Origin of the sequence: Gordonibacter sp. 28C (assembly GCF_003339845.1) — a bacterium.
Classification (GTDB): Bacteria; Actinomycetota; Coriobacteriia; order Coriobacteriales; family Eggerthellaceae; genus Gordonibacter.
The window spans coordinates 121997-142613 of the sequence record NZ_PPTR01000002.1 but is presented as its reverse complement, the minus strand read 5'-3'; the positions used below and the strand labels follow the sequence as shown (position 1 = coordinate 142613).

Here is a 20617-nt window from a genome sequence, read left to right as displayed (position 1 = left end):
GAATGCGCGCGATGCGGCAGCCGCTCACGCCTCGCGCAGCGCGACGTCGATGAGGTAGCCGCCGCTCCCCTCGGTCTCGTACACCAGGTAGCACGTCATCGGGCGGACGGGCTCGCCGTCCTCTCGCGTTGCCGTGCGCGCCGCCTCCAGGTAGCGCGGCGGGAACGCGAGCGACCGCTCGTCGGGGTCTTCCATGAAGTCCGCGCAGCCCGCCGCCTCCAGCGCGCGGCGCGCCGCCTCCACGTCGGGTCCGAACACCTTGGCCGTCTTCAGGAAGAAGTCGCCCTCGTCGAATTCGACGCACGGGTGCGCGCGGGCGGCTCGCTCGTTCTTCTGACGGATCTCGCTGCGGTGCTTGTTCTCGAGCGAGCAGTAGTGCATGCCGAACGTCAGGCCCTCGTCGAGCGCCCACAGCATGAGCTCGAGCACGAGCTCCTCGCTGCCGGCCACGGCCAGGCCTCCCGAGTAGCCGTAGTCGTACATCACCTCGAACGGCGGGTTCTTCAGCGTGAAGCCGCGCCGGGAGAACTCGTCCCAGTTGCAGAAGGGGAAGCAGAACTCCAGCAGGTTGATGCCGTCGATGCCCACTTCCTCGAACCGGCGGAACAGCTGCCGCATGTGCTCGTCGGCGCCGGGGATGACCGGCATCTCCACCATGACGGAGGGGATGTGGCGGCGGGCCAGCTTCATCGCGGCGATCACGCGCTCCTGCTGCGCGGCCTCGTCGTCGTCCTTCACGCTGAAGCGGATCTCGTCGAGCCCCGCGTCGCGCAGGCGCGCCGCGCTCTCCGCGGTCAGAAGGTCGCCCGAGGTGTACAGGCGCTTGTGGGCGCTCGGCCACAGCTCGCCCGCGCGCTCGAGGAAGCGCAGGGCGTTCTCGAGGTCGAGCAGCGGCTCGCCTCCGGTGAGGCCCACGCAGGCCAGCGTTTCGTTCTCGTCCGCCGCCCGCGCCAGGCTCTCCTCCCACGGGCACCCCTCGCGGAAGAACTTGTCGTAGTCGGGCTGGTTGTGGTTGAAGCAGAAGTAGCAGTCGCGGTGGCACTTGAACGTGGTGGAGAACGTCTCCGACCCGCGGTTGCCCGTGCACTCCACGCAGGCGGGGGACAGGTGCCCCGCGCTCAGGCTGGCGCCCGCGTTGCGCACGTCCACGCCGCGTGCCGCCAGCTCCGCCCGCAGCTCGGCGCGCCTCGCCTCGCCTGCGTGCGGCTCCGCGAACACGAGCCCTTTGTCCTCGAGCGCCCTCACGTAGCGCTCCCCAACTTCCGCGTACTCCGTAAGGGCCGCGTCCAACGCCTCGTTGCCCACCTATGCTCCGTTCCGTATGGTCTTGCCGATCACGTTCTTCTTGCCGTCCATTATAAGGTGTCGCGCGCCGCCCGGCTCCGGCAATCCTCGCAGGTCGCCCTAGCGTGGTAAACTGGTTTGCGGAATAGCGGAAAGGGAGGATCTCGTGGTCGAAGTGTCCGTCGAGCGGCGGTTTCGCGGGTCGGTCCGTCTGGTGACGTTGCATCTGTGGCGCGTGGCGAAGTCCACCGACGTGGAAGACGGGTTCAGGGCCGCGCGCGAACAAGGGATGTTCAATGCGGGCAACGAGGCGTTCGTGCGCCGCTGCTTCGCGCTCGACGAGCGCCTAGAGGCGGGCGAGCCGCCCGACGAGCCCGTGACCCGGGAGCTGGTGGACGAGCTGCAGCTGTGCGCCATACGCCTGAACACCGCCGACCCGGCATGAGGGTTCCGGCGGCCTGCGGCAGCCGGAACCTGCCGCCGCCCCGCCCCGTCCGCGCTTAATCCCCGAACAGCCTCTTCTCCGAGATGATGCCCTCGACCTTTCCGTTTGCCCAGGCGGCGTGCTCTTTGGCGCGGCTGGTGCCCGTGGACTGCGATTTGGCGGCGAAGGTTTCGCAGAACCCTTTCAAACCTCTCAGAAGCTCTTCGAGCGTTCCCTTGTGCACGTCTTCGAGGTAGGTTTTGAAGGCGCCGTACACGTCGTCTTTGCCGCCGACGTGCAGCCGGGGCGCCGTGACGGCCAGCCATCCGTGCAGCGCGGCGTTCAACCGCACGGCGTTGGGATCCTCGCCGAACAGCTGCTCGACGGGCGCCCAGTAGCGCTCGTAGAGGCGCGTCTGCTCGTCGTACCCCACGTTGACCAACAAGAGGTTGCGCACGAGGTCGGCCGTGGTCAGCGGCATGCCCTTCGAGTTCAGGCTCTCGAAGACGAGCTGCGGTCGGTCCTCGTCGTCGAGCTCGGCGGCTATCACGAGCAGCCGTCGTATGCCGCGCCAGAGCTCCTCGGCGTGCTCGGTCGTGAAGTTTCCGCCCATGTTCGAGCGGAATCGCTCGTAGTTCGCCATCACGTTGGCAGACCGGTCGTCCTCGCCGGGCGGCTCCGCACCGTCCACCACCGCGGCCATCGTGGCGCGGTCGGCGCGCGAGAGCACGAGCTTGCACGCGCCGCTCGACCCGGCGACGTGCAGATAGCGTCGATCGATGCCCTGCGCGTCGATCCCCTCGAGCGCGGTGCCGGTGTCGCGCAGATGGTCGCGCAGCGCCGCGAGCAGAAGCACGAGGGTGGCGGTGCGCTGCTGGCCGTCGATGACATCGAGCCGCCTTCCCACGTCGCCCGCGCCCGCTTCGGGCGCGTACAGCACCGTCCCCACGAAGTGCGCGCTGCCGGTGCGCCCGGCGCGGCGCACGTCGGCCCACAGCTCGTCGCACTGCCGCTCGGTCCACGCGTAGACGCGCTGGTAGACGGGGATGACGAGCTGGACGTCGGCGGCTCCCAGAAAATCGAGGAACATTTCTTGTTTGGTCAGCATGGGCGCTCCCTCACAGCGACGCGTCGACGGAGCCCAGATCCTCGCGGACCTTCTCGGCGTAGGCTTCGTCGACGCTTTTCTTGACCGGTCGGTCGGACACGAGCGTGGGAGCGCCGTTCGTGGCCCAGCTGAAGGCCGACTTGTACTTCTTCACGGCGTGGTAACGGTAGTTCTCCGCCCACACCAGGCAGAAGTTGCGCAGCTCGCGCAGCAGGCCCTCGGTCGTGCCGTCGAACTCGTCCTCGACGTACTGCTTGAACACGCCGTACACCTCGCCCGCGCCCCTCGCGCGCACTTTGCGGAAGCGCACGGAAAGCCAGCCTTGGATGGCGTTGTCCAGGCGAAGCGAGCCGGGGTCGGGCCGGAACATGCCCTCGATGGGGCTCCAGTACTCGTCGTAGAGCCGGGCCTGCTCGTCGTGGCTCTCGGCGAGCAGCAGGTAGTTGCGCACGAGGTCGGCCGTGGTCAACGGCATGCCCTTCGAGTTCAGGCTCTCGAAGATGAGCTGGGCGTTGTCCGTGCCGTCCACCTGCGCGTCGATGACGAACAGCCGCTTGACGCCGCGCCACAAACGTTCGGCATCGAAGCCGTCCTCGTCCATGCGCTCTTGGAAAAAGGCCAGGTTCTGCAGGATGTTCTCGGAGGCGGCCTCGGGCGGCTTCGCATCGTGCACGACTGCGAACAGGGTGTCCCGGTCGTTGCGCGACAGCACGAGCTTGCCGGGCGCGTCCGCCTGCGCCCCCATGCGCAGGTAGTGGGCTCCGAGCGCGGCGGCGTCGAGGTCGGCAAGCGCGATGTCGCGCTCTTTAAGATGACGCGTCAGAGCCACCAGCAGCAACGTGATCGTGGTCAGTCGCTGCTGCCCGTCGATGACGGCGAGCTGGCGTGCGCCCTGCGCGTCGTCGGCCTCGCGCGCGTACAGCAGCGTGCCCGCAAAATGGCTTCTATCGGCCTTGGCGGCGCGCTGCAGGTCGAGCCACAGCTCGTTGCACTGCCGCCGCTTCCACGAGTACGGGCGCTGGTACGCCGGGATGACGAAGCGCGTGTCGGGTGCTGCGAGCAGATCGAGAACAAAATGCTTGTCCGTTTTCATAGGCGGGCCTTCGATAGGTGTTTTCGCTGCGTTTCAAAAAGTATAGGCAATGCACTGCCGGGATGTCGGACATTATCGTGTAACCTGTACGATAAAACGTTTAGATCGGAAGGAAAGGCATGGTCGACGCCCGATACTTGCGAAGCAGGCGTGCCGTCAAAGAGGCCCTGCTCGTCCTGTTGGAGAAGAGGCAGATCGCGGGCATAGCCATGACGGAGCTGGCGAGGGAAGCCGGCGTGAGCCGCTCGACCCTCTATGCGCATTTCGGCAACGTGCAGGACGTGTATGCGGAGCTGGTTCGCGATTTCTACACGAGCCTGCGCCCGCTGGGCGTTCATCTGCATTGCGGAGATTGTTCGGTGCAGAGTTCGGGTGCGCGGCCTTTCTGCGTCGCCCTGCGCGATGCCGGGCCGTACCTTTTCTTGGTCAAGGACGCGCACTTCCTGCCCACGTTGTTCGAGCAGCTTGAATCGGGGCTTGTCGAGGGCGGGGCGCTGTCGGCGTATCTCGTGCCGGGGCTCAACGAGGCACAGGCGCGCGCCGTGTTCCGTTTCCAGATGAGCGGCTGCTACGCCGTCGCCCTGTCCGACGCGCCCGCCGAGGAATGGGCCCGCGTCCAGCAGGCGCTCGACACGTTCATCCGCGGCGGCCTCAACGCCCTGCGCGCGGGCTAGCGCCGCCGCGAGCGGTCGGCGCCTCGCTAGTCGTAGTACCCTCGGTCGAACGCGGCGTCCTTCATGCCGCAGCCGCCTTGGTAGCAGGTGGGTCGGAAATCCAGGACCCGTTTGGCTATCTCGGGTTGCGTGCGCAGCTTCACCAGCATGTTGTACACCGCGGCCCCGTCGATGGCGACGATACGGTCGTTCTTCGACTTCATGGCGAAGTAGACGTCGGCGGCCGTATACCCTTCGACGCTGATAGGGTTTTCCACCGCGTCGAAGTACCGCGGTTCAGGGAGGTCGAGGTAGGCGCAGAACTCCCGGTAGATGTCGTCGTGCTCGGGGGCGAAGAGCGTTTTGCGGTAGTCGGGCCGGTGCGCGAGGCACGAGGTCTCCTCGGTGAGGCCGGCGTCCAGCTCGGCGAAGTACGCGAGCGCCGCCTGCCCCCGCTCGCCCGTGCCCGCGGCGATCATCTGCTGCTCGCGTTCGTAAGCTCCCATGGCTGCCTCGCTTTCGGGGTCGGTTCCCGTTCTGGCATCATCTTAAGGTTCGGCCGGGGGTTGTCAAGCGCGGCACGGCTCCGGGCGACAGCCGTTACCTCCCCCGAATTGTACGCCCAGGCGCGCGGCGGTACAATGAAGGCGCGTAGCATCGCCGCCTCAATGCGAAGGAGCGCCTTATGCACACGCCGAAGCACCTGCATCGACCGCCTCACGAGTACGCCTCGGTTCTGCTGGAGGTCACGAAGGGCTGCACCCACAACAAGTGCCTGTTCTGCAACCTGTACCAGGGCGTCGAATTCCAGCCCGTTCCCCTCGAGCACGTGATCGAAGACCTCGACGAGATAGCGTCCGTCGAACGCAGCCCGCATCGCGTTCTGTTCGTCGGAGGCAACCCCATGGGCCTGCCCAACGACAGGCTCGTGTCGCTGCTCGAGCTCGTTCGCGAGAAGCTGCCCACGGTGAGCGAGGTCGGCGGCTATATGCGCACGGCCGACGTCAAGCTGAAGAGCGACGCGGATCTGGCCGAGATGGCGGCCATGGGCGTGACGGACGTGACGCTCGGCACCGAATGCGGCTGGGATCCCGCGCTCGAGCGCATGCGCAAGGGCCACACGGCGGCCGACATTCTGGAGCAGTGCCCGCGCCTCGAGGCGGCGGGTATCAGGTACTCGCTGTTCTATCTGGGAGGCTTCGCGGGCGCCGGGAAATGCGAGGAGTCGGCGCGGGAGTCCGCCCGGGTGTTCAGCCAGCTGCATCCGGTGCGCATCACCATCATGACGATGACGCCGTACCCGGGCTGCAAGCTGCGCGAGGAGGTGGAGAGCGGGGCGTTCGAGCTCGCGCCCGAGTCCGAGGTCATGCGCGACGTGGCCACGTTCATAGACAACCTTTCCTGCGACACCCTCATCGTGGGCTCGCATGATTCGAACCTGTTCCGCATCGACGGCATCCTGCCTCGCGACCGCGAGGGCATCGTGGCCACGCTCGAGCTGCGCCAAAGGCAGACGAACGACGAGGCGCTGGCGCCCTTGCGCATGAGGATGCTCGCGATGTGATTGCCGAGAAGCCGCGGCGAGGGACAGGGAAACGCCTCCCCCTGTCGTCCTGAGCGAGCGAAGCGAGTCGAAGGATTCGGGCGGACGGCCTTGATTGACCGCTTCGGCAGAGGGCGGCGCGGTGCTTGTGTGGTACAATTATCGCTGTCCGGCGAGCGAGTCTCGCTCAGGTCACAGCTGAACGGTAGAAACGTCAAAAAACTGTCTCCCCGAAGGTCGCAAGGCGCGTCGCGCTTCGCGTGCCTGCCATCGCGGGATAGCAAGGCTTGTCAGCAAGGCCGGCCGCAGGGCCTTCGTCCAACTGCGGCGCCAATCGAAGGCGACGCAACCGCTCGGCTTCGCAAGCGCAGCGTCGCTTGCGGGCCGCTCGATTGCGAATCGCACTACCAATTCGGAAAAGGAGATCGAGACAATGCAACTAGGATCCACCGTGACCCTCACCTACACGGGCAAGCTCGAAGACGGCACGGTTTTCGGCTACGCCACCGAAAACGAGCCCATGAAGTTCCAAACCGGCATGGACATGACCATCGACGGCTTTGAGAAGGCCGTGCTCGAGATGAACGAGGCCGGCGAGAAGAAAACGTTCGTCGTCGACGAGTACGACGCGTACGGCGAGTACCTCGAAGGCCATGTGGCGAAGATCCCGCTGGAGCAGATTCCCGTGACCGACGTCAAGGTGGGGAAGCGCATCATGCTGGCGAGCGGCGAGGACGGCTCGCCGATGCCCGCCACCGTCTTGGGGATCGAAGAGGGCGTGGTCACGTTCGATTTGAACCATCCGCTGGCGGGGAAGAGCCTCACGTTCGAGGTGGAGCTGCTCGAGATCGAAGAGGCTCCGGAGGACTTCGTGTCGGCTGCCGAGAAGGCGCAGCACCTGAAGGAGCAGTCGAAGCTTTTGGGCGGAGACCAGGGCGAGGACTTCCGCTGATTCGCTGAAGGCGCGAACCGGGAGGGTTTGCGGCGGGGGCCGCGCTTCGGCGCGGCCCCCGCCGTGCGTTTCGGGCGGTTAGCCGCGCGCCGCGCACCAGGCGCAGGCGCTCGGCGCGGCGGCTATGCCGCCCAGGGCGCTTTCGCGCAGCTCGAAGGGAAGCGCGCGCCCTACGGCGTCCATCGCGGCCACCGTCTCGTCGAATCCCACGAGGTTGCCCACGCCGGCGAGCGCGATCTGCGCGCTCACGAGCGCCGCGGCCGCGGCGGTGGCGTTGCGTTTCTGGCAGGGCACCTCCACCAGGCCGCCCACCGGGTCGCACACCAGCCCCATGAGCGAGGCGAGCGCGTTCGCGGCCGCGTCGAGCGCCTGCTCGGGGGCGCCGCCGGCCATTTCCACGGCCGCCGCCGCAGCCATGGCCGCGGCGGACCCGATCTCGGCCTGGCAGCCGCCCTCGGCTCCCGACACCGTGGCGTTGCGAACCACGAGATAGCCCACGGCCCCTGCGGCCAGAAGGCCGCGCCTGAGCGCGGCGGCGTCCAGGTTCCGTTCCTGTTCCAGGGCCAGCAGCACGCCCGGCACGACGCCGGCGGAACCGGCGGTGGGGGCGGCCACGATCCGGCCCATGGACGCGTTCGTTTCCAAGACGGCCAGCGCGTATTCCATGGCGGCACCCGTGAGGTCGTCGACGACGGCGTTCGCGCGTTCGCGCGCACGTCGCACGTCGCGCGCCTCGCCGCCGATGAGGCCGCCCATGGAGGGAACGGGCTCGCGCAAAGGCTCGGTCGCCGAGGCCCTCATGACGGCGAGCACGCGGTCCGCGTAGGACTCGGCGTCGCAGGCGCGTCCTTCGAGGGCGGCGAGCGCTTCCTCGCGGGCCAGGAACGCGCCGGCCAGCGTGGCGCCCTGCTCGGCGCACCGTTCCAGCAGCTCCTCGCCCGACGCGAAGTCGAGGGCGGCGAAGCGCTCCTCCGCCTGCTCCACGGAAACGGGGCCGGCCGTGGCGGGAGCTCCTGCGGGAGCGTCGGCGGGCACGATGCGCACGTCGCGCACGGCGGGATGCCGCTCGATGGCGGCCTTCGCCTCGGCGGGCGCCGCGCCGTCCAGCTCCATGACCGTGAAGGCCTCCGACCCGCGCCGCGTGCGGTACATGCGCGCGGTGGCTATGTTCACCGCGCAATCCGAGAAGCAGCCGGCTATGTGCGCCAGCACCCCCGTCTCGTCGCGCTGGCGCACGACGACGCTCGTGCGCTCGCCGGTGACGTTCACGTCGATGCCGTCGATGCGCTCGATGACCGCCGCGCCGCCGCCCACGCTCGCGCCCCTCACCTCCAGCGTGCCTCCCCGCGCGTCCTCGATGCGCAGGTCGACCGTGTTCGGATGGTCGACTTGGGCGTCGGGGTCGCAGGCGAAGGAGAAGGACAGGCTGGCCGCGCGGGCCAGCTCGAACGAGTCGCGCACGCCCAGGTCGTCGGGAGCCAGCCCTAAAAGGCCGGCGACGAGCGCCTTGTCGGTGCCGTGCCCCGACTGCGTGTGTGCGAACGACCCGTACAGCGTGAACGTCGCCCGCACGGGTTCCGTCGCAAGAAGGCTGCGCGCCATGCGCGCGATGCGCAGCGCCCCGGCCGTGTGGGAGCTCGAGGGGCCAACCATGATGGGGCCGACGATGTCGGAGAAGCCGAACGTTTCCATGCGCGTCCTTTCCGGTGGTTTGCTGAAGGGTCTTTCGCGTGTTGCGATCTCGCCGTTCCGCTGCCATAGTAGCGCAAAGCGGATTCGACCCGCCCGCCGACCGTTCATTTCGTGAGATTCCGCGACGAAACGGCCGCACGGGCGCAGGGCCCGGTCGGCCGCCGCTATACTGGTCGCATCGTCGCCGCGGGCCCCGCGCCCGGGCGGAATTCCGATACGAAAAGAACAAACGGAGGCGCCCCGGGCGGGGCGTCGCGCGGCGAAGGAGCGAAGCGATGGCCACAGCGGCACCCATCATCGTGGTGGGCCACAAGAACCCCGACAACGATTCCATCTGCGCTGCGGTGGGATACGCGTATCTGAAGAACGAGTTGGCGCGTCGTGCCGCGAACGGCAAAGAGCCCTGTCCGCGCTACCTGCCCGCCCGCCTGGGGCCCCTGCCGCCGGAGAGCGCGTGGGTGCTCGAGCAGAACGGCATCCCGGCCCCCGAGGTGGTGAGCCACGTGCACGCCCGCGTGTCCGACGTCATGACGCCCGACCCCATCTCCATCGGCCACGACGCCACGCTCCTGGAGGCGGGCCGCCTGCTGCGCCAGCACAACGTGCGCGCGCTCGTGGTGACGAACGACGACGGCACGTACCGGGGCCTCATCACCACGCGCATGATAGCCGAGCGCTACGTGGCCGCCACCGACGCGCTCGAGGACGGCGGCGCCAACGAGATGGCCGTGGCCGGCAACCTCATAGCCTCGCTCGGGCAGAAGGTGAGCGACATCATCGAAACCGACGTGCTCGAGCTCGACAAGAACGGCCTGCTCAAAGAAGCGGTGGAAGATCTCATGGCCAGCGCCCTGCGCGAGGCCGTGGTGTTGGACGAGGGCCGTTTCGCCATAGGCATCGTCACGCGCTCCGACGTGGCCGTGCGCCCGCGGCGCAAGGTGGTGCTCGTGGACCACAACGAAACGCGCCAGGCCGCGAACGGCATCGAGGAGGCCGACGTCGTGGAGATCGTCGACCACCACCGCATCGCCGACGTGTCGACGGCCAACCCCATCCTGTTCCTGAACCTGCCCGTGGGGTCCACGGCCACCATCGTGGCCACCGAGTTCGACCGCCACGACGTGGACATCCCGCCCTCCATCGCCGCGGTGCTGCTGTCCGCCATCATGACGGACACGGTCATACTCAAGTCGCCCACGGCCACCGAGATGGACCGCGAGCAAGTGGAGCGCCTGGCCGCCCTGGCCGGCGTGGACGCCACCGAGTTCGGCCTCGCCGTGTTCAAGTGCCGCGGCGGCGAGGACAGCATGCCGGTCGACAAGCTCGTGGGAGCCGATTCCAAAGAGTTTCTGCTGGGCGACGCCACCGTGCTCATCGCGCAGCACGAGACCGTGGACCTGCCGGCCGTCATGAAGCGCGAGCAGGAGATCCGCGAGCACATGCGCCGTCTGCGCGACGACCACAACTACGACTTCGTGCTGCTCATGGTCACGGACATCCTGGCCGAGGGCAGCCAGTTCCTCTGCGAGGGCAACCGCCGCATCGTGAACCGCGTGTTCAACATCGACTGCTCGGGCGAGGGCGGCACGTGGATGCCCGGCGTGCTGAGCCGCAAGAAGCAGGTGGCCGCCAAGATCCTGGGAGCCTAGGGGTTTCGCGGGCGTTACAGCAGCACGTCGGACAGGCTGCGCTTGGGTACGTGGTGGATGCTTTCGGCGTCGCGCCAGTACTCGGTGGCGCCGCCGATCGGCAGGGGCTCGATGCGCACCTCCTCGGCGGGTTTGCCCAGGGCCAGCACGAGGTCGGGCTGGAAACGCTCGCCGTCGACGCCCAGGGCCTCGGCCAGGCTGCGCTTCTTGAACGAGCCGATGATGCAGCCGCCGAAGCCCGCCTCCGCGGCTTGCAGCATGATGGTCTGCGCCGCGATGCCCTCGTCCCAGGCGGTGTACGTGTCGGTCAGCGCGCGGTCGGCGTCGCGGCATATCACCACGAAGGCGCTCGGCCGCTCGCCGGGCGCGGGGCCGTCCCACTCGGGCAGCGCCTTCGCCCAGGCCAGGCAGTCGAACACGGCAGCGCGGCGGGCGTCGTCCACGATGGCGAAGCGCAAGGGCTGGGCGTTGCCGCTCGAGGCCGTGAGGCGCGCCGTGTCCACCCACCGCTCCAAGAGCTTTCGATCGACGCTTTCCTCCTCGTGGAACCGGCGGTAGCTCCGGCAGGACCTCACGATATCGCGCAGCATGGCTTCCTCCCCGCATCGGTCGTGCGCTACGCTTCGGGCTCCGTTGCCGGAGACGGGCGGCGCGCTTCTTCTTCTAGCATTATAATGGTGCGGTCGGACCGGGGGAGGCCCGAGCCGCCGAACGCCGCAAACGACGTGGCCGCCGGTGCCGCGCCCCAGGTCCAAGCCGAAACCACGATGAGAAGGAAGCCATCCATGAACCCCACCCGCCTGCTCGACCTGTTTTGCGACATCGTCCGCATCGAAAGCCCCTCGCGCCACGAGGCCGTCATGGCCGCGCGTTGCGCCGACGAACTGCGGAGCTTGGGCTTTTCCGTGCGTTTCGACGATTCGGCAGCGCAGACGGAGTCGGACACGGGCAACCTCATCGCGCACCTGCCGGGCACGGCGCCGGGGCACATCGTGCTGTCGGCGCACATGGACACCGTTCAGCCGTGCGCGGGCATCGAGCCCGTGGTGGTGGACGGCGTGGTGCGCTCGGCCGGAGACACCATCCTGTCCGCCGACGACAAGGCGGGTGTCGCGGCCATCCTCGAAGGCGTGCGCTGCGTGGTGGAGGAGGGCGCCCCTCGCCCCGACGTCACGGTGCTGCTCACCACGTGCGAGGAGCTGCATCTGCTGGGCTCGGGCGCGCTCGCCGAGGGCGAGCTGCCCGTCGGCGCCCCGTGCTACGTGCTGGACGCCGACGGCGCTCCCGGCACCGTGGTCACGGGCGCGCCCTGCCATTGGGGGCTGGAGGCGACGTTCGCCGGCCGCGCGTCGCACGCCGGCGTGGTGCCGGAAGCGGGCATCTCGGCTATCTGCATGGCTGCCGCGGCCATCGAGGCCATGCCGCTCGGCCGCATCGACGAGGCCACCACGGGCAACATCGGCGTGATTTCCGGCGGTCGGGAGACGAACGTCGTGCCCGACTCCTGCACGCTGGCGGGGGAGTGCCGCTCGCTGTACACCGACCGCGTCGAGGCGCAGAAGGAGGCCATGACGGCCGCGCTCGAGCAGGCCGCCGCCCGCTTCGGCGGCTCGGTGGACGTGAATTGGACGAAGAGCTACGACGCCGTGCTGTACGACGAAGACGATCCGGTCGTGCAGGCCGCCGCCCGCGCCGCCCGCGCCGCGGGCCTCGAGCCCTGCTTCCGCCACGACGGCGGCGGCGCTGACGCCAACATCCTGGCCGCGCGCGGCGTGCGCGCCGTCACGCTGGGGGTGGGCATGACGGCCTTCCACTCCCCGGAAGAGCACATTTCCGTGGCCGACCTCGAGGGCACCGCACGCTTGGTGGAATCCCTGGTGAAGGAAGGCGTGGAAGCCTAAGCGCGGAAAGCGTCGGCATCCCGGACCGTGGGGCGCGCTTGTCCTCGCACTGCAAGACTCATGCCTTCGGTCGCGTTGCCTCCGTAGGTGCGTTGTGTGCTATACTATATAGCAGCAGTTCGACCGAACAGGAGGCGCTATGGCGGCCGTGCAGATGAACGTGCGCATCGACGAGGAAACGAAGGCGCGCGGCGACGAGGTGTTCGCCCGCTGGGGGCTGTCGCCCTCGCAGGTGGTGCGCGCCGTGTGGGAGTACGCCGAGGAGAAGGGCGAGCCCCCCGCGTTCATGCGCCCCGCGCGCGACGCTGCGGACGACGCGGAAGTTCAGCGTCGCCTGGCCCTGGTGGAGGAGGGCGCCAACATCTGGAGGAACTTCTTCATCGACAACGACCTGCCCGTGCCGGGGCCGCGCAAGATCGATTGGCGCGACCTGCAAGAGGAATTCTATGATGGCAAGCGCCGAGAGGATCTCGACGAAGACGAGCTGCTTGCGGCCTACTATGACGATCTGCGCTACGAAGCGTACTGCGAGAGGGCGGCCGAAAGGGGACTGCTGTGAGTTTGCCGCAGAAGCTGCTCGTCGACACGGATGTTTGGATCGACTACTTCCTTGAGCGCAATCCAGAAAAGCATGAAATGGCGATGCGCTTCGTGACGGCGGCGACGACTGCCGGCGCCGCGCTGTACACGTCGTCGGCGACGATGCCCGACCTGTTCTTCCTCCTTTGCCAAGAGACGAAAAGGTGCCTGCGCGAGCGAGGCAAGGTCGTCGACGAGGGCATGGCCGCCGCCGTGCGCGAATCGGCTTGGTCGAGCATGCGCAGCATCATGGAGCTGTCGATGGTCGTGCCCGTGGGCCGGAACGAGGCCCTGCGCGCCATGACGTACCGCGACCTCCACGACGACTTCGGGGACGACCTGATTCTGGCCGCCGCCGCGCGCGTCGACGCCGATTTCGTCGTTACGAACGATACGGTCCTCATGCGCCACGCTCCCGTCGCCTGCCTCTGCCCGGCGGACATGCTCGCGTTCTTGCGGGCTCGCGCGCAGGCGTTCGACGACGAGAAATAAATTCGAGATTCCGTGGAGGCGCGGCCCCGACAAGCCCCGCCTCCCACCTTCCATCAGGTAAAACACCGAAGAAGGGTATAGATACTCCCGGATGCGTGGCGTTTGACAAGCTGCGGGGGCGATGATAGAGTTCTCGTTCGCGTCCCCGAAGGACGTATGTTTTCGTGTGCGAATCAGCTGAGCGCACAGGAAAGCGATGCAGAAGCGATTCCTTATCTTTATATAAGCAATCGGAACAAGCAAGAGGTAAAAGGAGAGAAGCTTTGCCTACTATCAATCAGTTGGTCCGCAAGGGCCGCAAGAAGACGGTCGAAAAGAAGAAGACCCCGGCTCTGAAGGGCAACCCGCAGAAGCGCGGCGTGTGCACCCGCGTGTTCACCACCACGCCGAAAAAGCCGAACTCGGCTCTGCGCAAGGTCTGCCGTGTGCGCCTCGTCAACGGCATGGAGGTCACGGCCTACATCCCGGGCATCGGCCACAACCTGCAGGAGCACTCCATGGTGCTGCTGCGCGGCGGCCGTGTGAAGGACCTCCCCGGCGTGCGCTACAAGGTCATTCGCGCCGCGCTCGACTGCGCCGCCGTGGACAACCGCAAGCAGGCCCGCAGCCGTTACGGCGCCAAGCGCCCCAAGTAAGCAACCGCTAAGACGCGCGGGCCGCAAGGCCGCTTCCGCCCAAAGGGGGCGAGATGCGGCGGCCTAATGGGCGGGTGAAAGCCGCCTCGAAGCGCGCAGGACCAAGAAGGAGAAAACATGCCGCGTCGTGCAGCAGCAGTCCGTCGTGAAGTTCAGCCGGACGCACAGTACAACAACCGTTTGGTCACGCAGCTGATCAACAAGGTTCTTTTGGATGGCAAGAAGGCCACCGCCGAGGGCATCGTCTACGGTGCGTTCGAGATCGTCGAGCAGAAGACGGGCGGCGACCCGCTGGCCGTGTTCAAGAAGGCCATGGACAACGTGCGCCCCACGCTCGAAGTCAAGCCCAAGCGCGTGGGCGGCGCCACCTACCAGGTGCCCATGGAGGTCAACTCCCGTCGTTCCACGACGCTCGCCATCCGCTGGATCGTGGACTTCTCGCGCAAGCGCAAGGAGCACACGATGAAAGAGCGCCTTGCCGCCGAGATCATGGACGCCTCCGAGAACACGGGCGCGTCGGTGAAGAAGCGCGAGGACCTGTACAAGATGGCCGAGTCCAACCGTGCGTTCTCGCACTACCGCTTCTAAGGGGGACCCAGTCTATGGCTAAAACCTCTCTACAAGACACGCGCAACATCGGCATCATGGCCCACATCGACGCGGGCAAGACGACGACGACCGAGCGCATCCTCTACTACACCGGCAAGACCCACAAGATCGGCGAGGTGCACGACGGCGCCGCGACGATGGACTGGATGGTTCAGGAGCAGGAGCGCGGCGTGACCATCACGGCCGCCGCCACCACGTGCTTCTGGAAGTACCCCGGCGGTGCCGACGACGGCAAGGAGTACCGCTTCCAGATCATCGACACGCCCGGCCACGTTGACTTCACGGCCGAGGTCGAGCGCTCGCTTCGCGTGCTCGACGGCGCGGTCGCGGTGTTCGACGCCGTCGCCGGCGTGCAGCCGCAGTCCGAGACGGTCTGGCGTCAGGCCAGCCGCTACGGCGTGCCCCGCATCGCCTACATCAACAAGTACGACCGCGTGGGCGCCGACTTCTTCCACGCCATCGACACCATGAAGGACCGCCTGGGCGCGCCGGCCGTCGCCGCGCAGATGCCCATGGGCGCCGAGGACAACTTCTGGGGCGTCATCGACCTCGTGACCATGACGGCCTGGGACTTCAAGGCCGACGACAAGGGCATGACCTGGCCCGAGCCCATGGACGCCATCCCGGCCGAGTTCGCCGAGGAGGCCGAGCTGCGCCACCAGGAGCTGCTCGAAGCCGCTGCCGACTGCGACGACGACCTCATGGAGAAGGTGCTCATGGAGGAAGAGGTGACGGTCGACGAGTTGAAGACCGCCATCCGCAAGGGCACTATCGCCTGCCAGATCCACCCCGTGTTCGTGGGCTCGTCCTACAAGAACAAGGGCGTGCAGGAGCTGCTCGACGCCGTGGTCGACTACATGCCGTCGCCGGTCGACGTGCCCGCCATCAAGGGCACGAACCCCGACACGGGCGAGGAGGACGAGCGTCCCTCCGACGTGAAGGCGCCGTTCTCGGCCCTGGCCTTCAAGATCATGACCGACCCGTTCGTGGGCAAGCTCACCTACCTGCGCGTGTACTCGGGCCAGCTCGATTCCGGCTCGTACGTCATGAACGCGTCCAAGGACAAGAAGGAGCGCATCGGCCGCTTGCTGCAGATGCACTCCAACCAGCGCATCGACGTGGACGGCTGCGCCGCCGGCGACATCGTGGCGGTCGTGGGCTTGAAGGACACGTCCACGGGCGACACGCTGTGCGACGAGAAGCACCCCATCATCCTGGAGTCCATGGAGTTCGCCGAGCCGGTTATCGACATCGCCGTCGAGCCGAAGACGAAGGCCGAGCAGGACAAGATGGGCGTGGCTCTGCAGAAGCTGGCCGAGGAGGACCCGACGTTCCGCGTGTCCACCAACCAGGAGACCGGCCAGACCATCATCGCCGGCATGGGCGAGCTGCACCTCGAGATCATCGTCGACCGCCTGCTGCGCGAGTTCAAGGTCGAGGCGAACGTCGGCAAGCCGCAGGTCGCCTATCGCGAGACGGCCACGAAGGAGGCCCTGAACGTCGAGGGCAAGTTCGTGCGCCAGTCCGGCGGTCGCGGCCAGTACGGCCACGCGGTCATCAACATGTTCCCGCAGAAGCCGGGCGACGGCTACCTGTTCGAGAACAAGATCGTGGGCGGCGTCGTGCCGAAGGAGTACATCACGCCCATCGACAAGGGCATCCAGGAGGCGCTGAACTCCGGCGTGCTCGCGGGCTACCCCGTCGTCGACGTGCGCGTCGAGCTGGTGGACGGCTCCTACCACGAGGTCGACTCGTCCGAAGCGGCGTTCAAGGTGGCCGGTTCCATGGCCATCAAGGCGGCGCTGAAGAAGGGCGCCTCGGTCATCCTCGAGCCGATGATGGCCGTGGAGGTCGAAACGCCCGAGGAGTACATGGGCGACGTCATGGGCAACCTGTCCAGCCGTCGCGGCCAGATCCAAGGCATGGGCGATCGCGGCAACGCCAAGACCGTCAAGGCGAAGGTTCCGCTGTCCGAGATGTTCGGCTACGCCACCGACCTGCGCAGTGGCACGCAGGGCCGCGCTTCGTACACGATGCAGTTCGATTCGTACGAGGCAGTGCCGAAGAACGTGGCGGAGGAAATTATCAGCAAGGCCGGCGGGAACGCGTAAGCGCGCGCGACCTGAAGCATAACGGAGGTAAGGTAAGTGGCTAATCAGAAGATTCGCATCCGCTTGAAGGGGTACGACCATGAGATCGTGGACCAGTCCACGAAGCTCATCGTCGATACCGCGCAGAAGACGGGTGCCAAAGTGTCCGGTCCCATCCCGCTGCCGACGGAGCGCAACCTGTACTGCGTCGTCCGCGGTCCGCACGTCGACAAGGATTCCCGCGAGCAGTTCGAGATGCGCACGCACAAGCGCCTCATCGACATCCTCGAGCCCACCCCGAACACGGTGGACTCCCTGATGCGTCTCGATCTCCCCGCCGGCGTCGACATCGAAATCAAGCTGTAAAGGGGGTCAGGCGATAATGATCAACGCAATCTACGGTAAGAAGATCGGCATGACCCAGATCTTCGGCGAGGACGACCGCGTCATTCCGGTGACGGTCATCCAGGCCGAGCCCAACAAGGTCTGCCAGGTCAAGACGAAGGACACCGACGGCTACGAGGCCGTTCAGATGGGCTTCGGCACCATCAAGGAGAAGAAGGTCAACCGCCCCATGAAGGGACACTTCGAGAAGCAGGGCACGGCTCCCGTGCGCTACCTGCGCGAGGTCCGCGTGGAGAACGCCGGCGAGTACAACGTGGGCGACGAGCAGACGGTCGCCGCCTTCGCCGAGACGAAGAAGGTCGACGTCACGGGCACGTCCAAGGGCAAGGGCTTCGCCGGCGTCATGAAGCGCTACGGCCATCGCGGCGGCCCGGGCGGCCACGGCGCGCACTTCCACCGCGCTCCCGGTTCGGTTGGCCAGTGCGCCACGCCGTCCCGCGTGTTCAAGGGGCTCAAGCTCCCCGGCCACATGGGCGTGGACACCGTGACGGTGAAGAACCTGGAGGTCGTGCGCATCGACGAGGATCAGAACCTCATCCTGGTGAAGGGCGCCGTCCCCGGCGGCAAGAATGGCATCGTTCGCGTCCGCATGGCGTAAACGTGGGATTTGAAACAAAAGGAGTTATACACCTATGACCACGATTGAGATCAAAGACGCGAGCGGGAAGAAGGCCGGTTCCGCCGACCTCGCCGCCTCCGTTTTCGGCATCGAGCCGAACGTGCCGGTCATGCACACGGTCGTGCGCTCCCAGCGCGCGGCGTGGCGTCAGGGCACGAGCAACACGCTGACCCGCGGGCAGGTGCGCGGCGGCGGCAAGAAGCCGTGGCGCCAGAAGGGCACCGGCCGCGCCCGTCAGGGCACCATCCGCGCTCCCCAGTGGGCCGGCGGCGGCACCGTGTTCGGCCCGCATCCGCGTTCCTACGCGTTCCGCGTGAACAACAAAGAGGTCAAGCTGGCCATGCGCTCCGCGCTGTCCGCCAAGCTGGCCGACGACGAGTTGGTGATCGTCGAGGGCTTCAAGTTCGAGAAGCCGTCCACGAAGGCCGCCGTCGCCGCGATGAAAGCGCTCGGCCTGGAAGGCCGCGTGACGCTGGTCATCGCCGACGACGACGTGAACACCTACCTGTCGTTCCGCAACATCCCGAAGGTGAACATCATCCCGGTGTCCGAGATCAACACCTACGAGCTCATCGACAACAAGAAGCTCGTGGTGACGGCCGACGCCCTCAAGTACATCGAGGAGGTGCTCGCATAATGAAGGATCCCCGCGAGGTTATCATCCGCCCCATCATCACGGAGCATAGCTACGACATGATGGAGCAGAACACGTACACGTTCGAGGTGGCGAAGGACTCCAACAAGGTGGAGATCGCCCAGGCCGTCGAGGCCATCTTCGACGTGAAGGTGGTCAAGGTGAACACGCTGAACGTGAAGCCGAAGCCCAAGCGCGTTCGCTACCAGCTGGGCAAGACCCGCACGTGGAAGAAGGCCATGGTCACGCTCAAGGAAGGCGACACGATCGAGCTGTTCGCCTCCTAAGCCGCTCTGGCTCGCACCATCGCTTAACCGAAAGCGCCCTGCAACGTGCAGGGCGCTTTTTTGTCGGTGCCTCTGCAATTCGATGAGGGCGCCGTTGCGGATCGGAAACGGCTCCCTAACGCATGCCGCGATGGATGCATCCTGTGGATTTACCATAACGTCTTGTTTTCCCCTTGTTTACGGCAAGGTTACATATTATGCGGGTGAAACGACGAAATCGGGCATGGTAAGCGCCCGATTTCGTCATTTCACGTAGCTTTCAAGCGAAAAATCTTCTGCGCCGAGAAAGCGCTTCTCAAGCTGACAAGTGAAATTACCATTACGTTTCCCATGATGGTTCAATCAAAAGAAGAACCTCGTCAAACCCTTGCTTCAGGCTCTCGCGCCGCAGGGGGTTCGTCGCAGCGTTCATTGCGGGAGGAGGCCGCGCCTTCCGTCAAATGCGCCCAAGCCTCCCGCCGCCGTCGGAGAGGAATGTCGTCGAATCGGGCAATTCCGCCGTAAATTCCAGCAAATCGCTATGGAACGGATTATGCAATACTCGTCGCTCATTTTTTCGGAACTATTTTTCGAAAAAGTGAAAGAAAGCCCTTCGACGTTACGACTATCTAATACCAACGCGCTAGGGGTGTGGAAATGGTTGACGAGAAACTTCTTCGAGTTATCGAAGGGGCAATACAAGGCGACGAACAATCGTTCAAGAAACTGCTCGACGCCCGGGCAAAGAACGTGCTGTACATAGCCATCGAGATGATGGGGAACCAGCACGACGGAAAGGACGCCGCGCAAGAGGCACTGCTCACGGTAAAACGATCGATTCACCAACTTCAGAGTCCGGAAGCATTCGATGTGTGGATGTATCGGATCGTGTTCGGAGCATGTATGGATATGAAGCGAAAGATGAAGCGATCGGCGAACGAGGTGCCGATCGAGTCTCAGGCTCTCTCCGTTCCGGAAATGCGCCAAGAGTTCCTTCCGCACGAGTACGTCGAGCGGGAAGACGAGCGTGCGCGCCTGATGGCCGCCGTTTCGGAGCTTCCCGAAAAGTACCGCGCATGCCTGCTGCTGTATTACTTCGAGGATTTCAGCTACGCGGAAATCGCCTCGTCGCTCGATATCTCGATGACCGCCGTGTCGACCCGTCTGAACCGCGCGAAGAAGAAGCTCCGCAAGCTTCTCGAAGCCGAGTTCGGCACGTCGATCGGGGCGTCGGGGTTCGGCGTGGCCGCCCTTCCCGTCATGACCGAGGCCTTCCGCATCGATGCCGACGCGGTGGCGTCCGCCGACGTCGTCGACAAACTCAAGGAAGCGGTGCTCGCGGGCGCAGGCGTCGCCGCGGCGGCCACCGTATCGACGGCGTCGGCTCTTTCTCTGGGCGTCGTCGCGAAAACCGTCATCGCGGGGCTGGCGGCTGCCGCCTTGCTGGGCGGGGCTTGGTTTCTGACGACCCTCCCATCTTCGGCGCAATCCGATGCGACGCCGATGAGTCCTTCGTCGATCCAGGCGCCCGCTGCTTCGCCCGGGCGCATCGCAAATGACGAAGAGGAGAAAGAAGACGGTCGGCTGCCCGAGGCATCTGAGCCGACTGCTCCTTCGGAGCCGTCTTCGGGCGAGACGATCGAGGTTTCCTCCGAAACCACCGCTCCCGGCGAGCCGATGGCCATACCGCCCGAGGCGAAGCCCCTTCGCGACACGATCGGCGTCACCGCAACCTATCAATACCTCGTGTACCAGCTTGATTCGGAAACGTCGCGCACGCTCTATATCGAGCGCACGAGCCAATCCGGCGAGCGCGCGGTCGTTCGAAAGACCGGTCCGCTCGATATGAAGCCGCCGTCGGGAATCGACATCATCTCCGCCTTCGACAGCTGGCAGGGGGGAGCGTGATGGAAAGCATCGACACAACCGTTTTCGGCAAGCCGTAGCCGGCAATCTCCTCTCCGGTTCCGTCCGCATCGGACACCCCTA

Annotated in this window: 22 protein-coding genes; 16 read left to right on the top strand and 6 right to left on the bottom strand. The window is 66.2% G+C overall.

Annotated features, from left to right (window positions below; genetic code table 11):
• Window positions 1-24: 24 nt before the first annotated feature.
• A complete protein-coding gene (locus C1878_RS02985; RefSeq protein ID WP_114600230.1) occupies window positions 25-1305 on the bottom strand; it encodes a radical SAM protein in 1281 nt (426 codons plus the stop codon).
• A gap of 145 nt (window positions 1306-1450) precedes the next feature.
• On the opposite strand from C1878_RS02985, the gene C1878_RS02980 reads away from it, so the two are divergent.
• On the top strand, window positions 1451-1729 hold the full coding sequence (locus C1878_RS02980) for a hypothetical protein (protein ID WP_114600229.1): 279 nt from the start codon (window positions 1451-1453) through the stop codon (window positions 1727-1729).
• A 55-nt stretch (window positions 1730-1784) separates the two neighbouring features.
• Here the strand turns inward: C1878_RS02980 and C1878_RS02975 are convergent, their stop codons facing one another.
• Window positions 1785-2816 carry a DUF262 domain-containing protein gene (locus C1878_RS02975; RefSeq protein ID WP_114600228.1) on the bottom strand — a complete coding sequence of 344 codons (1032 nt, stop codon included), beginning with the start codon at window positions 2814-2816 and terminating at the stop codon, window positions 1785-1787.
• Window positions 2817-2826: 10 nt separating this feature from the next.
• Window positions 2827-3909 (bottom strand): DUF262 domain-containing protein, encoded by a 1083-nt coding sequence (locus tag C1878_RS02970; RefSeq protein WP_114600227.1) that lies wholly within the window; start codon window positions 3907-3909, stop codon window positions 2827-2829.
• A gap of 119 nt (window positions 3910-4028) precedes the next feature.
• Between C1878_RS02970 and C1878_RS02965 the strand changes: the two genes are divergently transcribed.
• Window positions 4029-4583: a TetR/AcrR family transcriptional regulator gene (locus C1878_RS02965; protein ID WP_114600226.1), complete on the top strand. Its 555-nt coding sequence runs from the start codon at window positions 4029-4031 to the stop codon at window positions 4581-4583.
• 26 nt (window positions 4584-4609) lie between these two features.
• Here C1878_RS02965 and C1878_RS02960 read toward each other — a convergent pair whose 3' ends face one another.
• On the bottom strand, window positions 4610-5068 hold the full coding sequence (locus C1878_RS02960) for a hypothetical protein (protein WP_114600225.1): 459 nt from the start codon (window positions 5066-5068) through the stop codon (window positions 4610-4612).
• 179 nt (window positions 5069-5247) lie between these two features.
• On the opposite strand from C1878_RS02960, the gene C1878_RS02955 reads away from it, so the two are divergent.
• Both C1878_RS02955 and C1878_RS02950 read left to right on the top strand, forming a co-directional pair.
• Entirely contained in the window at window positions 5248-6126 is an 879-nt protein-coding gene (locus C1878_RS02955) for a radical SAM protein (protein WP_114600224.1), read from the top strand.
• Window positions 6127-6538: 412 nt separating this feature from the next.
• Window positions 6539-7057 (top strand): peptidylprolyl isomerase, encoded by a 519-nt coding sequence (locus C1878_RS02950; RefSeq protein ID WP_114600223.1) that lies wholly within the window; start codon window positions 6539-6541, stop codon window positions 7055-7057.
• A gap of 78 nt (window positions 7058-7135) precedes the next feature.
• Here the strand turns inward: C1878_RS02950 and sdaAA are convergent, their stop codons facing one another.
• Window positions 7136-8749, bottom strand: a complete 1614-nt coding sequence (sdaAA, locus tag C1878_RS02945) for an L-serine ammonia-lyase, iron-sulfur-dependent, subunit alpha (protein ID WP_114600222.1) — start codon at window positions 8747-8749, stop codon at window positions 7136-7138.
• Between the two features lie 275 nt (window positions 8750-9024).
• On the opposite strand from sdaAA, the gene C1878_RS02940 reads away from it, so the two are divergent.
• Window positions 9025-10398, top strand: coding sequence for a putative manganese-dependent inorganic diphosphatase (locus tag C1878_RS02940; RefSeq protein ID WP_114600221.1), 1374 nt, complete (start codon window positions 9025-9027; stop codon window positions 10396-10398).
• A 14-nt stretch (window positions 10399-10412) separates the two neighbouring features.
• Here the strand turns inward: C1878_RS02940 and C1878_RS02935 are convergent, their stop codons facing one another.
• Complete coding sequence (locus tag C1878_RS02935; protein WP_241963581.1) at window positions 10413-10988, bottom strand: nitroreductase family protein; 576 nt, start codon at window positions 10986-10988, stop codon at window positions 10413-10415.
• A gap of 195 nt (window positions 10989-11183) precedes the next feature.
• On the opposite strand from C1878_RS02935, the gene C1878_RS02930 reads away from it, so the two are divergent.
• The 11 genes from C1878_RS02930 (at window position 11184) to C1878_RS02880 (ending at window position 20536) form a co-directional block, all read left to right on the top strand.
• The gene (locus C1878_RS02930) at window positions 11184-12299 is read left to right on the top strand and encodes a M20/M25/M40 family metallo-hydrolase (protein ID WP_114600220.1); all 1116 of its coding nucleotides are present in this window, start codon (window positions 11184-11186) and stop codon (window positions 12297-12299) included.
• A gap of 139 nt (window positions 12300-12438) precedes the next feature.
• Entirely contained in the window at window positions 12439-12858 is a 420-nt protein-coding gene (locus C1878_RS02925; protein ID WP_114600219.1) for a type II toxin-antitoxin system RelB/DinJ family antitoxin, read from the top strand.
• Window positions 12855-13370, top strand: coding sequence for a PIN domain-containing protein (locus C1878_RS02920; protein WP_158539697.1), 516 nt, complete (start codon window positions 12855-12857; stop codon window positions 13368-13370). Before C1878_RS02925 ends, C1878_RS02920 begins: the two co-directional genes overlap by 4 nt.
• 263 nt (window positions 13371-13633) lie before the next feature.
• Window positions 13634-14005, top strand: coding sequence for a 30S ribosomal protein S12 (rpsL, locus tag C1878_RS02915; RefSeq protein WP_080142313.1), 372 nt, complete (start codon window positions 13634-13636; stop codon window positions 14003-14005).
• A 117-nt stretch (window positions 14006-14122) separates the two neighbouring features.
• A complete protein-coding gene (rpsG, locus tag C1878_RS02910) occupies window positions 14123-14593 on the top strand; it encodes a 30S ribosomal protein S7 (protein ID WP_114600217.1) in 471 nt (156 codons plus the stop codon).
• Between the two features lie 14 nt (window positions 14594-14607).
• On the top strand, window positions 14608-16725 hold the full coding sequence (fusA, locus tag C1878_RS02905) for an elongation factor G (protein WP_114600216.1): 2118 nt from the start codon (window positions 14608-14610) through the stop codon (window positions 16723-16725).
• A gap of 36 nt (window positions 16726-16761) precedes the next feature.
• Window positions 16762-17070 carry a 30S ribosomal protein S10 gene (gene rpsJ, locus C1878_RS02900; RefSeq protein ID WP_080142318.1) on the top strand — a complete coding sequence of 103 codons (309 nt, stop codon included), beginning with the start codon at window positions 16762-16764 and terminating at the stop codon, window positions 17068-17070.
• A 16-nt stretch (window positions 17071-17086) separates the two neighbouring features.
• On the top strand, window positions 17087-17707 hold the full coding sequence (gene rplC / locus C1878_RS02895) for a 50S ribosomal protein L3 (RefSeq protein ID WP_114600215.1): 621 nt from the start codon (window positions 17087-17089) through the stop codon (window positions 17705-17707).
• Between the two features lie 34 nt (window positions 17708-17741).
• On the top strand, window positions 17742-18365 hold the full coding sequence (gene rplD / locus C1878_RS02890; protein ID WP_114600214.1) for a 50S ribosomal protein L4: 624 nt from the start codon (window positions 17742-17744) through the stop codon (window positions 18363-18365).
• Window positions 18365-18649: a 50S ribosomal protein L23 gene (gene rplW, locus C1878_RS02885; RefSeq protein WP_114600213.1), complete on the top strand. Its 285-nt coding sequence runs from the start codon at window positions 18365-18367 to the stop codon at window positions 18647-18649. The genes rplD and rplW overlap by 1 nt, the downstream gene beginning before the upstream one ends.
• A gap of 636 nt (window positions 18650-19285) precedes the next feature.
• Complete coding sequence (locus tag C1878_RS02880; RefSeq protein WP_114600212.1) at window positions 19286-20536, top strand: RNA polymerase sigma factor; 1251 nt, start codon at window positions 19286-19288, stop codon at window positions 20534-20536.
• The last annotated feature ends 81 nt before the right edge of the window (window positions 20537-20617 follow it).

Coding starts and splice junctions, on each gene's coding strand:
- fusA (WP_114600216.1), top strand. CDS start 14,608: ATGGCTAAAACCTCTCTACAAGACACGCGCAACATCGGCATCATGGCC.
- C1878_RS02965 (WP_114600226.1), top strand. CDS start 4,029: ATGGTCGACGCCCGATACTTGCGAAGCAGGCGTGCCGTCAAAGAGGCC.
- rplW (WP_114600213.1), top strand. CDS start 18,365: ATGAAGGATCCCCGCGAGGTTATCATCCGCCCCATCATCACGGAGCAT.
- sdaAA (WP_114600222.1), bottom strand. CDS start 8,749: ATGGAAACGTTCGGCTTCTCCGACATCGTCGGCCCCATCATGGTTGGC.
- C1878_RS02955 (WP_114600224.1), top strand. CDS start 5,248: ATGCACACGCCGAAGCACCTGCATCGACCGCCTCACGAGTACGCCTCG.
- rpsG (WP_114600217.1), top strand. CDS start 14,123: ATGCCGCGTCGTGCAGCAGCAGTCCGTCGTGAAGTTCAGCCGGACGCA.
- C1878_RS02925 (WP_114600219.1), top strand. CDS start 12,439: ATGGCGGCCGTGCAGATGAACGTGCGCATCGACGAGGAAACGAAGGCG.
- C1878_RS02935 (WP_241963581.1), bottom strand. CDS start 10,988: ATGCTGCGCGATATCGTGAGGTCCTGCCGGAGCTACCGCCGGTTCCAC.
- C1878_RS02940 (WP_114600221.1), top strand. CDS start 9,025: ATGGCCACAGCGGCACCCATCATCGTGGTGGGCCACAAGAACCCCGAC.
- C1878_RS02970 (WP_114600227.1), bottom strand. CDS start 3,909: ATGAAAACGGACAAGCATTTTGTTCTCGATCTGCTCGCAGCACCCGAC.
- rplC (WP_114600215.1), top strand. CDS start 17,087: ATGATCAACGCAATCTACGGTAAGAAGATCGGCATGACCCAGATCTTC.
- C1878_RS02960 (WP_114600225.1), bottom strand. CDS start 5,068: ATGGGAGCTTACGAACGCGAGCAGCAGATGATCGCCGCGGGCACGGGC.
- C1878_RS02950 (WP_114600223.1), top strand. CDS start 6,539: ATGCAACTAGGATCCACCGTGACCCTCACCTACACGGGCAAGCTCGAA.
- C1878_RS02880 (WP_114600212.1), top strand. CDS start 19,286: ATGGTTGACGAGAAACTTCTTCGAGTTATCGAAGGGGCAATACAAGGC.
- C1878_RS02975 (WP_114600228.1), bottom strand. CDS start 2,816: ATGCTGACCAAACAAGAAATGTTCCTCGATTTTCTGGGAGCCGCCGAC.
- rplD (WP_114600214.1), top strand. CDS start 17,742: ATGACCACGATTGAGATCAAAGACGCGAGCGGGAAGAAGGCCGGTTCC.
- C1878_RS02930 (WP_114600220.1), top strand. CDS start 11,184: ATGAACCCCACCCGCCTGCTCGACCTGTTTTGCGACATCGTCCGCATC.